Here is a 12,691-nt window from a genome sequence, read left to right as displayed (position 1 = left end):
CTGCTCGCGAGGGTCCTGCGCGCAAGCGGCGTCGATCAGCCGTCGTCGTGCGCGGCCTGGAAGTCCTCTACATGCTGCGCCACCTCGACGACGTGCTCGAAACGCGCGACGTGGAACAGCGCATCACCCTGGTGGACGATGGGCAGCTGGCTCCGCCCGATCACCAGCCCGGAATGGTCCGCGCTCACCGCGATCTCGGCGTCGCCGTAGGGATCGCTGATCGTGCCGATCTGCTCGCCGCGTGCGACCCGGGCACCGAGCGGCTTCGCGGCGCGGAACATGCCGCTCTCCGGCGCGCGCACCCAGGCGCTCGAGCGCGCCACGAACGGCTCGGCGCCGGCGCGGTGCCGGCGTGACGACGGGAGCATGCCGAGCGCACGCATCACGTTGACGATGCCCTGTACCCCAGGGCGGATGGCCAGCTCGGCGAAGCGCAGCGCCTCGCCGGCCTCGTAGAGCAGCGTCGGGATCCCTAACGCTGCGGCCGCCTCGCGCAGCGAGCCGTCGCGGACCGCGGCGTTGATCAGTACCGGCACCCCGAAGCTGCGTGCCAGCGCGAGGGTCTCGGGGTCGTCGAGGTTGCCGCGTATCTGCGGAAGGTTGTCGCGATGGATGGCCGCGGTGTGCAGGTCGATCCCGTGGGTGCAATTGGCGACGATGTCGGTCATGAACCGGTCGGCGAGCTTGGCGGTCAGCGACCCCCGCCCCGAGCCGGGGAACGAGCGGTTCAGGTCGCGCCGGTCGGGAAGATACCGCGAGTGGTGAAGCACCCCATACACATTCACGATCGGGATCGCGATCAGCGTTCCGCGCAACTTCGCCAGCGCCGGCCGGCGTAGCAGGCGGCGGATGATCTCGACTCCATTCAGCTCGTCGCCGTGTACCGCGGCGCACACGAACAGCCGCGGGCCGTCCCGCCGGCCCCGCACCACCTGCACCCGCATGGTCAGTGGCGTGTGGGTGTAGAGCTGCGGGATCGGCAGCTCGATGGTGGCGCGCGTGCCCGGGGCGATTGACTCGCCGCCGATCACCACGTCGGTGCTCAACCTTTACCCCGGGTGTTGGTCTTGCCGTGCCGGGCGTGCTTCTCGATGAATTCGATGATGAGCTTGGCGACGTCGCGCTTGGTCGCCTCTTCGATGCCTTCGAGGCCGGGCGACGAATTGACCTCGAGAACCACCGGACCGTGGTTGGAGCGCAGGATGTCGACGCCGGAGACGTTCAGGCCCAGGCGCTGCGCGGCGCGCACCGCGGTCGAGCGCTCCTCCGGGGTGAGCCGGATCAGCGAGGCAGCGCCGCCGCGGTGCAGGTTGGAGCGGAACTCGCCGGGCTTCGCCTGGCGCTTCATCGCCGCGACCACCTTGTTGCCGATCACGAAGCAGCGGAGGTCCGCGCCGTGCGCCTCCTTGATGTACTCCTGAACCAGGAAGTTCGCCTGCAGCCCCCGGAAGGCCTCGATGATCGCCTCGGCCGCAGAACGGGTCTCACACAGCACGGTGCCCTTGCCCTGGGTGCCCTCCAGCAGCTTGACCACCAGCGGCGCGCCACCGACGATTTCGATCAGCTCGGACGTGGCGTCGGTGGAGTGCGCGAAGGCGGTGACCGGCAGCCCGATTCCGGCGCGCGCCAGGATCTGCAGCGAGCGCAGCTTGTCGCGTGACCGGGTGATCGCGACCGACTCGTTGAGGCAGTACGTGCCCATCATCTCGAACTGACGCACCACCGCCGAACCGTAGAACGTCACCGACGCGCCGATCCGGGGAATCACCGCGTCGAAGGTCTCGAGCTCCTCGCCGCGGTAGTGGACGGCCGGATCGTGCGAGGCGATGTCCATGTAGCACTTGAGGTGATCGAGTACCACGACGTCGTGGCCGCGCTGCTCTGCGGCCTCGACCAGCCGCCGGGTGGAGTACAGCTTCGGATTGCGGGACAGGATCGCGATTCTCATGATTGTTCTTTCGGCAGCCGGTCGGCGCCCAGGCGCGGTCGTCCTGACAGATAGGAGCGGGCCGGGTCGACGTGGAAGCGTCCGCGCAGCGCGGTTCGCCCGAGCAGCATCCGGAAACGCATGGTTTCTCGGTCGGTGAGGGTGATCTCGGCGAGGAAGCGCTCGCCGAACACCTCGACCGTGGTTTCGATGACGAAGCGCCGCTCCCGGTGCCCGCCCGAATCCGCGACCATGCGCTCGTCCAAAACGTCGGCGAGGCAGATGCGTTCGACGCTCGCGTCATGCTGCAGCGGGCGCATCCCGAATCGCACCCGTCGCCGCCCGTTCTCGACTAGCGGCTCCACAAAGAACGCGTGCAGCGCGGAGGTCCGCGCACCGGTATCCACCTTGCATTTGATGTGTTCAATCCCCAGGTCGGGAAGCGACACCCACTCGCGCCATCCGAGCAGCGCGCATTCCCCGTTATCGATATTGCCCGCCATGGACCTGTGAGACTCCGACCGGAAACGTGTTGGACAGGAGCGCCGAGGGTCGCGCGATCGGCGTCGGCGTAGAAGCCGGAATCTATCACCCGTACGGACGCGAAGCGGGGCGCCCCGGTCGCTTTCCTGCGGCGCGTCCTCGCCCCACCGGGCCGGCGTCAGCCCACCTTGTAGACCGTCAGCGCCTTCGCGAGCAGCGCGCCCTGGGGGTCCACGATCTCGGCCTCGCAGTTGCCCATGGTCGCGCACCGGGCGCGAGCAGACGGGAACTCGCACGATCTGTCGCCAACCTGTGCGAGTTCGCGTCTGCTCGCCACGGGAAGGTGCCCCAGCTCGCCCGGGGCACTAACCGTTGACACCGGCAATCCGGGCTGGTTCTATATCTTCTAATAACAGTAAATCTGGTCAATCCAACCAACTTAACCGGGAAACGATGCTGATGACCACTGACGTCAAAGCCGCCCCCGCCGCCGGTCAGTACGAGTTGAGCCACCTGCGCTCGCTCGAGGCCGAGGCGATTCACATCATCCGAGAAGTGGCCGCCGAGTTCGAGCGGCCCGTGCTGCTGTTCTCCGGCGGCAAGGACTCCATCGTGATGCTGCACTTGGCACTCAAGGCTTTTCGGCCAGGCCGCCTCCCATTCCCGGTCATGCACGTGGACACCGGACACAACTTCGACGAGGTCCTGCAGACCCGCGACGAGCTGGTCGCCGAAGCCGGGGTGCGCCTGGTGGTGGCGTCGGTGCAGGACGACATCGATGCCGGCCGGGTGGTGGAGACCATCCCGTCGCGCAATCCGCTGCAGACCGTCACGCTGCTGCGCGCGATCGCGGAGAACAAGTTCGACGCGGCGTTCGGCGGCGCTCGCCGCGACGAGGAGAAGGCGCGGGCCAAGGAGCGGGTGTTCAGCTTCCGGGACGAGTTCGGCCAGTGGGACCCCAAGGCGCAACGGCCCGAACTGTGGAACCTCTACAACGGGCGCCACCACAAGGGTGAGCACATCCGGGTCTTCCCGCTGTCCAACTGGACCGAGTTCGACATCTGGTCCTACATCGGCGCGGAGAAGGTCAAGTTGCCGTCGATCTATTTCGCCCACCGCCGCAAGGTGTTTCAGCGCGACGGGATGCTGCTGGCGGTGCACCGGCACCTGCAGCCGCGCGCCGATGAAAAGGTGTTCGAGACCTCGGTGCGGTTCCGCACCGTCGGCGACGTCACGTGCACGGGATGCGTGGAATCCGAAGCCGCCACCGTGTCGGAGGTCATTGCCGAGACCGCGGTGTCACGATTGACAGAACGCGGAGCCACCAGGGCGGACGACCGGATATCGGAGGCCGGCATGGAAGACCGGAAGCGGCAGGGGTACTTCTGATGACGACATTGTTGCGCCTTGCGACCGCAGGCTCGGTCGACGACGGCAAATCCACTCTGATCGGGCGGCTGCTCTACGACTCCAAGGCGGTGATGGAGGACCAGTGGGCGGCCGTCGAGAAGACGTCGAAGGACCGCGGTCACGAGTACACCGACCTCGCACTGGTCACCGACGGCCTGCGCGCCGAGCGCGAGCAGGGCATCACCATCGACGTCGCCTACCGCTATTTCGCCACTCCCAAGCGGAAATTCATCATCGCGGACACCCCCGGCCACATCCAGTACACCCGCAACATGGTGACCGGCGCCTCCACCGCTCAGTTGGTGATCGTGCTCGTCGACGCGCGGCACGGCCTGCTGGAGCAGTCGCGGCGGCACGCGTTCCTGGCGTCGCTGTTGGGCATCCAGCACATCGTGCTGGCCGTCAACAAGATGGACCTGATCGGTTGGGACAAAGAACAATTCGAGGCGATCCGGGACGACTTCCACGCCTTCGCGGCGCGGCTGGACGTGCAGGATGTCGCCACCATCCCGATCTCCGCACTGCACGGCGACAACGTGGTGACCAAGTCCGACAAGACGCCCTGGTACGAGGGGCCGGCGTTGCTGTCTCACCTGGAAGAGGTGTTCATCGCCGGTGACCGCAACCTGGTGGACGTGCGGTTCCCCGTTCAATACGTGATCCGCCCGCACACCCTCGAGCACCAGGACCACCGCAGCTACGCCGGCACCGTGGCCAGCGGCGTGATGCGCCCCGGTGACGAGGTGGTGGTGCTTCCCGTCGGCAAGACCACCCGGATCGCCGCCATCGAAGGACCGAATGGTCCTGTCGCAGAAGCATTTCCGCCGATGGCCGTCTCGATCAGCCTGGCTGACGACATCGACATCTCGCGCGGGGACATGATCGCCCGCACCAACAACCAGCCCAGGGTCACCCAGCAGTTCGACGCGACCGTGTGCTGGATGGCCGACGGGTCGGCGCTGGAACCCGGCCGCGATTACGTCATCAAGCACACCACCCGGACGACCCGTGCGCGGATCACCGGACTGGACTACCGGCTCGACGTCAACACCCTGCACCGTGACAAGACGGCGACGGCGCTCAAACTCAACGAACTCGGTCGCATTTCGCTGCGTACCCAGGTGCCCCTGCTGCTCGACGAGTACTCGCGCAACGCCAGCACGGGGTCCTTCATCCTCATCGATCCCGACACCAACGGCACGGTCGCCGCGGGCATGGTGCTGCGCGATGTCGCGGCCCAGAAGGCGAGCCCGAACACGGTGCGGCACAAGTCGCTGGTCACCGCCGGCGATCGGGCGATACAGGGCAGGACGGTCTGGCTCACCGGTTTGTCCGGTGCGGGCAAGTCGTCGGTGGCCATGCTGGTCGAACAGAAGCTGCTCGAAAAGGGTATTCCCGCTTACGTTCTCGACGGTGACAACCTGCGGCACGGCCTGAACGCCGATCTGGGCTTCAGCATGGCCGACCGGGCTGAGAACCTGCGCCGGCTGGCGCATGTCGCCACCTTGCTGGCGGATTCCGGTCAGATCGTCCTGGTGCCGGCGATCAGCCCGCTGGCAGAACACCGGGCGATGGCCCGGAAGGTGCACGCCGACGCCGGTTTCGAGTTCTTCGAGGTGTTCTGCGACACCCCGCTCAAAGAGTGTGAACGGCGCGACCCCAAGGGGCTGTACGCCAAAGCGCGCGCGGGGGAGATCACGCACTTCACCGGGATCGACAGCCCGTACCAGCGGCCCAAGAACCCCGATTTGCGGCTCACCGCCGACCGCAGCGTCGAAGAGCAGGCGCAGAGCGTGATCGACATGCTGGAAGTGCGCGCCTAAGGAGCCCGGCTGCCGAGGCTGGCACAATCCAGGGCATGCGGATGTCGGCCAAGGCGGAATACGCCGTGCGGGCGATGGTCCAGCTCGCAACGGTTCCCAGCGGCACCCTGGTCAAGACCGACGAGCTGGCCCAGGCTCAGGGCATCCCGCCGCAGTTTCTCGTGGACATCCTGACCAACCTGCGCACCGACCGCCTGGTGCGCAGCCACCGCGGACGCGAGGGCGGCTACGAGCTCGCGCGCCCCGGAACCGAGATCAGCATCGCCGACGTCCTGCGGTGCATCGACGGGCCGCTGGCCAGCGTCCGCGACATCGGACTGGGCGACCTGCCCTATTCGGGGCCGACCGTCGCGCTCACCGACGTGTGGCGGGCGCTGCGCGCCAGTATGCGGTCGGTGCTGGAAGAGACGACCGTGGCCGACGTCGCCAACGGCGCCCTGCCCGAGCATGTCGCGCGAATGGCCGATGACTACCGCGATCAGGAGAGCCAGCGGCACGGAGCCGCGCGCGGTTAGCCCGAGCCGTAGGGCCGGGTCAGGATCTCCATGGCGTGCCCCGACGGATCCCGGAAGTACACGCCGCGCCCGCCGTCACGGGTGTTGATCTCGCCGGGTCGTTGGGCGCGTGGGTCCGCCCAGTGGGCCAGGCCGCGGTCTTTGATCTTGCCGTAGATCGCGTCGAAGTCCTCCTCGGAAACCAGGAACGCGTAGTGCTGCGGCCGGATCTCCTCGCCGTCGGCGACGTCGGCGTAGTCCAGGCTGGCGCCGTGATCCAGGGCGACGACCAGGAACGGGCCGAACGACGTCGGACTGGGCAGGCCGAACAATTCGGCCAGGAACCCGGCGGATTCTCGCTTGTCGCGCGACGCGACGATGGTGTGGTTGAAACTGATACTCATGGTTCTCGCCAGTGTCCCCGCTGCGCCGCGAGCGTGCACAGATGCACAGCGACACGCCGCTGGCTCTGGCATTTTGCGCACGCTCGCGCCCCGAGGGATCGACCCGTGACCTACTTCGGCGCCGTCAGCTCCAAAGCGATGTTGTCCGGGTCGCGGAACTCCAGGATGTACGACGGCCCGATGTCCTTGATGGGCTCGTGGGCAATGCCGAGCTCATCGAGATGTTCTGCGGCAGAGTCTAATTCGGCCTTACTGCCGACGCGGAACGCGATATGGTCCAAACCGCACCGGTTCTCGTCGAAGCGGTCATCGGCTACCGGCCGCAGACCCAGCAGGCCGCCTCCCATGTCGTAGATGACGCCGCCGAACAGAAAGCCCAACCGGCGCCGGGTCGCTTCGTCGGCATTGTCGGGAGCCTCGATGAGCACCGGCCAGTCGAACACACTCTCGTAGAACTGCCGCGACCGCTCGATGTCGGTGACGGTGAGCCGGACGTGGGCAATTGACGTGCTCGTTAAGGCCATCCATCCCATGCTGCCAGAATCACTTACGTGCAGATAGGTATGACGATGCCAGTGATGGAGCCGGACCTGGACGCGGCGCTGCTGCGCCAGTGGGCGCAGACGATCGACGAGGGCCCGTTCTCGTCGCTGTGCTGGGGCGAGCGCATCGCCTTCGACAATCCGGACAGCCTGACGCTGCTGGGCGCCATCTCGGCATGGACGCAAAGGGTGCGGCTGGTCACGACGGTGATCGTGCCCCAGTTGCACGACCCGGTGATGCTGGCCAAGGGCCTGGCCACCGGCGACATGCTCAGTGGTGGTCGGCTGACGGTGGGAATCGGCGTGGGCGGCCGGCACGAGGACTACAACGCCGTCGGCGCCGATCCCAAGACGCAGACGATCCGCGGCATGGCCGAACGGGTCGCCGTCATGAAGCGGGTGTGGGCCGGGGAGAAGACCACCGACTCGGTGCGGCCGGTCGGACCCTCGCCGGTGCAGCAAGGTGGGCCGCCGCTGCACGTCGGCACCATCGGACCCAAGACCGTGCGCAGTGCCGCCGCCTGGGCCGAGGGAATGGCCGGCACCACGTTGGACCTCGACGTGGCCAAGCAGAACGAGCTGTTCGACGTGGCCCGTGCGGCCTGGTCCGAGGCCGGCAAACCGGAACCCCACCTGGCGACGTCGTTCTGGTTCGCGTTCGGCCCGGCGGACGAGGCCCGCGGCCAGGTGCATCGGCACCTGCGGCGCTACATGAACTGGATCCCGGCCGAGTACGTCGACGCCATGGCGCCGATGACCGGCTGGGCGGGCAGCGAGGACGAACTGGTCGCGGTGCTCAAGAGGTTTGCCGACATCGGCACGCACGAAGTGCAGCTCATTCCCACCAGCTCGGACATCGAGCAGGTGCGCCGCGCGGCCGACGTGATCGCCGCGTTGTAGTCAGCCCGCGGCCGCTTCGCTAACGGCGGACTGACCTGTCGGCAGTCCCTTGCGCAGGGTGGCCAGCAGTTCGCGGTACGGGCCGACCAGGTAGACCGTGTCGCCGCCTTCCAGGCGCGCGTCGCGGCGCGGATGCAGCTTGACCTGCCCGTCGGGCCCGGTGATCGCGATGACGCGGGTTTGCGTGGAGAGCTCGTGCATGGGTTTGCCGTCGAGTTCGCTGCCGGAGGCGACGCACATCCCGCCCACCATGAACGAGCGTTGCCCGACGGAGAACGTCCCCAGTACCTGCAGCCCCATCGCGGCGCCGATGAACCAGGGCGCCGCCAGATCGACCGTCGAGCGGACGTGGTTGAACCCGAACCGCTGGGCCACCGCGGATCCCAGCGAGCGGTCGTACACCCGCAGCACCAGCGGGACGTGCTTGTGGTGCATTTTGCGGTGCGGACGGGCGTTCAGCATCTCCCGCAGGACGATGCCCACCTCGATGTTGACCATGTCGTCCTGGGTCAGCACGGCGACCGCGCGGGCCTTCTCGATCCCGGCGTATTCGAGTGTCTGGCGCAGCGTCGCATCGCCGAAGATCACCGGGACATCGAGTTCGGCTGCCGAGGCCAGGTACCGGTTGTTCTCGTCGAGTTCGATCACGGCGACGTCGCATCCGGCGGTGACCAGGTCGCTGACCACGCGGCTGCCGAAAGAACCCAGCCCGACGACGATGATGTGGTTGCGCATGTGGCGCACCCGGGAGCGCCCGGCCGAGCGGACGAAACGGCGCGACAACAACAGGTCGGCGACGAAGGCCACCAGCAACGCGGTGGTGGTGACGCCGGCGAACATCAACATGATGCTGAACAGCCGCAACCAGATCGGCTGGTTCGCGAAGCTGAAGTCGCCGTAACCCACCGTCGCGATGGTCTCGGTGGTGAAGTACAGGGCGTCGATCCAGTTCATGCCCGGCATCCGGTAGCAGAAGCGCAGCACCACCGTCGACACCACCAGCAGACCCAGCGCCGCTCCCAGCGCCCGGTAGAACATCGGGTTCACTTCGTCACGCACCGTGCGCACGGCATCCATGCCGCGGTGCATCCGGGGCCGGCCGGAGCGGGTGGGCACCGGGCGGGGAACCTGAAGGCCGCGGGCCGTGACCTCCTCGGCGGTGCCGATCATCACCGTCCAGTCGTCGGCGTGGACCTGCAGGTCGCGGCCGGGACACGCCACCACCTCACCGGGAGCAGGGGAGTTCTTGCCGCCGATCACCGCTACCGGCGCCAGGTCGCCGTAGATTTCGCGCAAGGTGGCGTCGCGCGGCGCTTCGGACCCCGAGACCACGAAGTGGATGCCGGCCGCCTCGAACGGGTGCGCGGTATAGGCCAGCACCGATTCGACCACCGAGGGCGCGGCGAGGTCGGCGACGTCCAGGATTGCGCCCGGGCCGTTGTCTGCGGCCATCGCCTCGCGCAAAACATCGTTGGCCAGCCGGGCAACCACCCGCACATGAGGGTTGGCTTTCCTTGCGAGCAAAGCGATTTCGAGGTTCTTGGCGTCGTCGTCACCGACGCACACCACGGCGTCGGCATTGCTGAGGTCCACGCCGGCCAAGTTTTCGCCGGTCAGCATCGCGACGTTGGCGCCGACCTTGTTGAGTTCCTCGATGATCGTCGCAGCCAACGCGTCGTCACCGCTGACGATGATGTGGCGCACCATGTCCCGCCCGCTCCGCCATGAGTTGTCCCGCATTAACACCCACTCCCGGTGAAATGGGCGTCGGCCGGCTTGAACTGACTATCGATCACCGCGCCGGTTAACGCCAGCACGACGCGCCTGCGCGTCGACCGGAACTCATCTTGAACCCGTGCGCCGCAGGCCGCAATCGCAGCGTTTAATCGTCGTCCCGGCCGGCCGCCAGCACACAGAACTCGTTACCTTCCGGATCGGCGAGCACCACCCAGCTCTGCCTGCCCTGACCGATGTCGACATGGCGCGCACCCAACTCGAGCAGTCGGGCAACCTCCGCCTCCTGGTCGTCGGGACGGAAGTCGAAGTGAATGCGGTTCTTGACGACTCGCTCGTCGGTGACGCGCAGGAACATCCAGCTCGGGCCCTCACCGTGCGGCGCCGACAGCCGCACGTCACCCTCCTCGTCGATCTCGTGTGGCCACCCCAGCGCCTGCGCCCACCACTGTCCGAGGGTGGTGGGATCCGCCGCGTCGATACAGATCTCGTCGAACGTCAACATCGTCAGCTCCTTTCCCTCAGGCGTTACCCGCGGCACGACGAATTGATGCCGCGCCAATACTGTCAAGGTGCCTTTCATCGAAACCGTCGCCTCGCGCGAGGCCTACCGCAACCCGTGGATGGTGCTCCGCGAAGACGACATCCGCCGGCCCGACGGCAGCCCGGGAATCTATGCCGTTGTGGACAAGCCGACCTATGCGCTCGTCATGCCCTACGACGGAACGCGGTTCCGCTTGGTCGAGCAGTTCCGGTATCCCGTCGGCGCGCGCCGCTGGGAGTTTCCGCAGGGCACCGCCCCCGATCTGGCGGACCTGCAACCCGCCGCGCTTGCCGAGCGGGAGTTGCGGGAGGAGACGGGGCTGCGGGCAACGTCGTTCGAGGCACTCGGGCAGCTCGACGTCGCGCCTGGAATGAGCAGTCAGCGCGGATGGGTGTTCCTGGCGACCGGCATCACCGAGGGGCACGCTGACCGCGAGCACGAGGAACAGGACATGCGCAGCGCCTGGTTCCCGCGCGGAGAGGTCGAGCAGATGATGCGCGACGGTGTCATCGCCGACGCGCAGTCGATCGCCGCCTACGGCCTGTTTCTGTTGCTGGGGCGATGAATGCACGGCGCGACCGGGCTCTAATTGGACCGAGCGGGGATCGTATCCGCGCCGATATCCCGTCGCGTCATCGAACCGGCACCATGGACGCGGTGCGTCTGGGATGGCTGTTCGCAATGCTTGTCGGGTGCGCCGCGGTGGTCGCTGTGCCGGCGGCACACGCGGCGACACCGTCGTGGAACGGCAAATACTCGCTGGTGCGGTACGCGGCTAGCAAGACCGGCACCAGCGTGGCCGCAACCCAGGCCGAAGCCAGCTTCAGCGCAGACTATGTCTTCTCGACGGCGTGTTCGGCCGCCACGTGTGTCGCCACCGCCAACAACGGGCCCAAGCCCAACAACCCGACGATCTCGGTGCCGTCGCACTACACCTGGGACGGCTCCCGGTGGGTCGAGCGCTTCGACTTTCAATGGGATTGCTACATGGGCGAAGGTGTTCCGAAAGTCTGGGCTCCGGCCACATCGTGGGCGTTCTACACCCCGCAGTCCGACGGGTCGCTGCGCGGCACCTGGCACACCGACATCGCCGGCGGTCCGTGCCAGGGCAGCGTCGAGATGCCGGTGGCGGCGTTTCGCGCCTGACCCACGCCGCACAGCGAATCGCCGCCCCACAGGATCTGTGAGGCGGCGATTCGGGTGAGGGGTCAGGTGGTGGTGACGTACTGCGGGCAGTAGGCGCTGGCGGCGTCGACGGCGAAGGTGTGGGCGCCGCTGCTGCTCAGGCCGGTCCGCTGGGCCACTCCGCTGATGACCTGCTTGCTGGACTGCCCGGCGTCGAGGGCGCTGCAGACGGCGTGCGCCTCACTGATCGCTCGCGAGCTGCTGGGCGGGGTGATCCCGTCAGCCTTGATCTGCGCGATGAAGGCGTCGTCGACCGTGCTTGCGCCAGCGGTGCCGGCCAGGCCGAGGGCGGCCAGTCCGAGCGTGGCGGCGGTCAGAGCGGTGCCGGCCAGGGAAGCGGTGAAACGACGAGTGAACATTGCTATCTCCGTGCTACTGAGGGTGGTGGTGGACGCTGGTTTGCGTTGAACCAAGCTTCTTGCGCACGGCTTGTGAAGTTCTCAATAGATTCTTGATGCTGACCTAGAGGGCGTGCGCCGTGAGCCAGCGCCGCATTCTCTCGGCCACCCCCCGCCACCCGGGCTCCAGCATCACGTCATGGGCCAGGTCCGGAAATATTTCCGCCTCGGTTCCGTACGTTGTTGCAATAGAACGGGTTTCGCGTGTTGTGACAATGGCGTCATGCTCGGCGCCGAGCACCAGCAACGGCACCCGCTTCACCCGTTCGGTGTCGACCAGGTCGAGGGCGAGCATGTCGAGGAAAGCCCGGTAGGACTCGTCCTGGAGTCGCCGCTGATAGGCGACGACGTCCGCCTCGGGCATCCCGGGGGAAAAGAACAGCTCTCTGGCCAGGTCGGGTGTGCTCACCAATGGTCCCAGCCGCCTCTGGGCGTTGACCTTGGCGAACGTGACGGGGTGGCGGCGGGCGATGTGCCCGGTCACCCGCAGCACGCCTGTGGGCCGGATCGAGGCCAGCAGGATGGCCCCGGCGGCGGCGTGCCGGGTCAGGTAGTGCTGCACCACGAAGCCGCCCATCGAATGCCCGATCAGCACCGGGGCCCTCGGCAGAGACTCCGCTGCCGAGGCGACGTCGGTGACGTAGTCCCGGATCCGGGCCCCCCGCAGGGCGCCGGAACTTCCGCCATGGCCGCGCAGATTCGGGGCCACCACGCGGTATCCCTGGCCGGCGAAGTAGTCGAGGAAGTGTTCGTCCCAACACCACGCCGCATGCCAGGCGCCGTGAACGAACAGCAGCGGCACGGGATGCTCGTCGGTGGGATCACCCTTGTCGATGACGTCGAGCAT

14 protein-coding genes and 2 pseudogenes are annotated in these 12,691 nt (G+C 67.3%); 6 read left to right on the top strand and 10 right to left on the bottom strand.

What is annotated here, in order from left to right:
• Positions 1-35: 35 nt before the first annotated feature.
• From QXK92_RS22250 to QXK92_RS22235, 4 genes and pseudogenes are all read right to left on the bottom strand, one after another.
• Positions 36-1,046, bottom strand: a complete 1,011-nt coding sequence (locus QXK92_RS22250; protein WP_306245282.1) for a succinylglutamate desuccinylase/aspartoacylase family protein — start codon at positions 1,044-1,046, stop codon at positions 36-38.
• The gene (rimK, locus tag QXK92_RS22245) at positions 1,043-1,948 is read right to left on the bottom strand and encodes a 30S ribosomal protein S6--L-glutamate ligase (RefSeq protein WP_306245281.1); all 906 of its coding nucleotides are present in this window, start codon (positions 1,946-1,948) and stop codon (positions 1,043-1,045) included. The genes QXK92_RS22250 and rimK overlap by 4 nt, the downstream gene beginning before the upstream one ends.
• Entirely contained in the window at positions 1,945-2,430 is a 486-nt protein-coding gene (locus QXK92_RS22240) for a RimK/LysX family protein (RefSeq protein ID WP_306245279.1), read from the bottom strand. Before QXK92_RS22240 ends, rimK begins: the two co-directional genes overlap by 4 nt.
• A gap of 158 nt (positions 2,431-2,588) precedes the next feature.
• Positions 2,589-2,666, bottom strand: a pseudogene (locus QXK92_RS22235) (PaaI family thioesterase); the annotation flags it as partial.
• Between the two features lie 135 nt (positions 2,667-2,801).
• Between QXK92_RS22235 and cysD the strand changes: the two are divergent.
• The 3 genes and pseudogenes from cysD to QXK92_RS22220 all read left to right on the top strand — a co-directional run bounded on the left by cysD (position 2,802) and on the right by QXK92_RS22220 (position 6,158).
• Positions 2,802-3,799: pseudogene (gene cysD / locus QXK92_RS22230) on the top strand (sulfate adenylyltransferase subunit CysD).
• On the top strand, positions 3,799-5,643 hold the full coding sequence (gene cysC / locus QXK92_RS22225; protein WP_306245274.1) for an adenylyl-sulfate kinase: 1,845 nt from the start codon (positions 3,799-3,801) through the stop codon (positions 5,641-5,643). Before cysD ends, cysC begins: the two are co-directional and overlap by 1 nt.
• 35 nt (positions 5,644-5,678) lie before the next feature.
• Positions 5,679-6,158 (top strand): RrF2 family transcriptional regulator, encoded by a 480-nt coding sequence (locus tag QXK92_RS22220; protein WP_306245272.1) that lies wholly within the window; start codon positions 5,679-5,681, stop codon positions 6,156-6,158.
• Here the strand turns inward: QXK92_RS22220 and QXK92_RS22215 are convergent.
• Both QXK92_RS22215 and QXK92_RS22210 read right to left on the bottom strand, forming a co-directional pair.
• Entirely contained in the window at positions 6,155-6,541 is a 387-nt protein-coding gene (locus QXK92_RS22215) for a VOC family protein (protein WP_306245270.1), read from the bottom strand. The two genes, QXK92_RS22220 and QXK92_RS22215, sit on opposite strands and share 4 nt — an antisense overlap.
• Before the next feature lie 110 nt (positions 6,542-6,651).
• On the bottom strand, positions 6,652-7,065 hold the full coding sequence (locus QXK92_RS22210) for a VOC family protein (RefSeq protein ID WP_306245268.1): 414 nt from the start codon (positions 7,063-7,065) through the stop codon (positions 6,652-6,654).
• Positions 7,066-7,104: 39 nt separating this feature from the next.
• On the opposite strand from QXK92_RS22210, the gene QXK92_RS22205 reads away from it, so the two are divergent.
• On the top strand, positions 7,105-7,983 hold the full coding sequence (locus QXK92_RS22205) for an LLM class flavin-dependent oxidoreductase (protein ID WP_306245266.1): 879 nt from the start codon (positions 7,105-7,107) through the stop codon (positions 7,981-7,983).
• On the opposite strand, the gene QXK92_RS22200 is transcribed toward QXK92_RS22205, so the two are convergent.
• Both QXK92_RS22200 and QXK92_RS22195 read right to left on the bottom strand, forming a co-directional pair.
• The gene (locus QXK92_RS22200; RefSeq protein ID WP_306245265.1) at positions 7,984-9,723 is read right to left on the bottom strand and encodes an NAD-binding protein; all 1,740 of its coding nucleotides are present in this window, start codon (positions 9,721-9,723) and stop codon (positions 7,984-7,986) included.
• 142 nt (positions 9,724-9,865) lie between these two features.
• On the bottom strand, positions 9,866-10,222 hold the full coding sequence (locus tag QXK92_RS22195; protein ID WP_306245263.1) for a VOC family protein: 357 nt from the start codon (positions 10,220-10,222) through the stop codon (positions 9,866-9,868).
• Positions 10,223-10,340: 118 nt separating this feature from the next.
• On the opposite strand from QXK92_RS22195, the gene QXK92_RS22190 reads away from it, so the two are divergent.
• Positions 10,341-10,826, top strand: coding sequence for an NUDIX hydrolase (locus tag QXK92_RS22190; protein ID WP_306246403.1), 486 nt, complete (start codon positions 10,341-10,343; stop codon positions 10,824-10,826).
• A 116-nt stretch (positions 10,827-10,942) separates the two neighbouring features.
• Positions 10,943-11,407 (top strand): hypothetical protein, encoded by a 465-nt coding sequence (locus QXK92_RS22185; RefSeq protein ID WP_306246401.1) that lies wholly within the window; start codon positions 10,943-10,945, stop codon positions 11,405-11,407.
• A 62-nt stretch (positions 11,408-11,469) separates the two neighbouring features.
• Here QXK92_RS22185 and QXK92_RS22180 read toward each other — a convergent pair whose 3' ends face one another.
• Complete coding sequence (locus QXK92_RS22180) at positions 11,470-11,805, bottom strand: DUF732 domain-containing protein (RefSeq protein WP_306245261.1); 336 nt, start codon at positions 11,803-11,805, stop codon at positions 11,470-11,472.
• 103 nt (positions 11,806-11,908) lie between these two features.
• Complete coding sequence (locus QXK92_RS22175) at positions 11,909-12,691, bottom strand: alpha/beta hydrolase (protein WP_306245258.1); 783 nt, start codon at positions 12,689-12,691, stop codon at positions 11,909-11,911.

The organism is Mycobacterium sp. TY815 (assembly GCF_030755135.1).
Taxonomy (GTDB): domain Bacteria; phylum Actinomycetota; class Actinomycetes; order Mycobacteriales; family Mycobacteriaceae; genus Mycobacterium.
This window is presented reverse-complemented; position numbering and strand designations above follow the sequence as displayed.

Coding starts and splice junctions, on each gene's coding strand:
- cysC (WP_306245274.1), top strand. CDS start 3,799: ATGACGACATTGTTGCGCCTTGCGACCGCAGGCTCGGTCGACGACGGC.
- QXK92_RS22220 (WP_306245272.1), top strand. CDS start 5,679: ATGCGGATGTCGGCCAAGGCGGAATACGCCGTGCGGGCGATGGTCCAG.
- QXK92_RS22240 (WP_306245279.1), bottom strand. CDS start 2,430: ATGGCGGGCAATATCGATAACGGGGAATGCGCGCTGCTCGGATGGCGC.
- QXK92_RS22180 (WP_306245261.1), bottom strand. CDS start 11,805: ATGTTCACTCGTCGTTTCACCGCTTCCCTGGCCGGCACCGCTCTGACC.
- QXK92_RS22185 (WP_306246401.1), top strand. CDS start 10,943: ATGCTTGTCGGGTGCGCCGCGGTGGTCGCTGTGCCGGCGGCACACGCG.
- QXK92_RS22175 (WP_306245258.1), bottom strand. CDS start 12,691: ATGCTCGACGTCATCGACAAGGGTGATCCCACCGACGAGCATCCCGTG.
- QXK92_RS22215 (WP_306245270.1), bottom strand. CDS start 6,541: ATGAGTATCAGTTTCAACCACACCATCGTCGCGTCGCGCGACAAGCGA.
- QXK92_RS22195 (WP_306245263.1), bottom strand. CDS start 10,222: ATGTTGACGTTCGACGAGATCTGTATCGACGCGGCGGATCCCACCACC.
- QXK92_RS22190 (WP_306246403.1), top strand. CDS start 10,341: ATGGTGCTCCGCGAAGACGACATCCGCCGGCCCGACGGCAGCCCGGGA.
- QXK92_RS22205 (WP_306245266.1), top strand. CDS start 7,105: ATGACGATGCCAGTGATGGAGCCGGACCTGGACGCGGCGCTGCTGCGC.
- QXK92_RS22210 (WP_306245268.1), bottom strand. CDS start 7,065: ATGGCCTTAACGAGCACGTCAATTGCCCACGTCCGGCTCACCGTCACC.
- QXK92_RS22200 (WP_306245265.1), bottom strand. CDS start 9,723: ATGCGGGACAACTCATGGCGGAGCGGGCGGGACATGGTGCGCCACATC.
- rimK (WP_306245281.1), bottom strand. CDS start 1,948: ATGAGAATCGCGATCCTGTCCCGCAATCCGAAGCTGTACTCCACCCGG.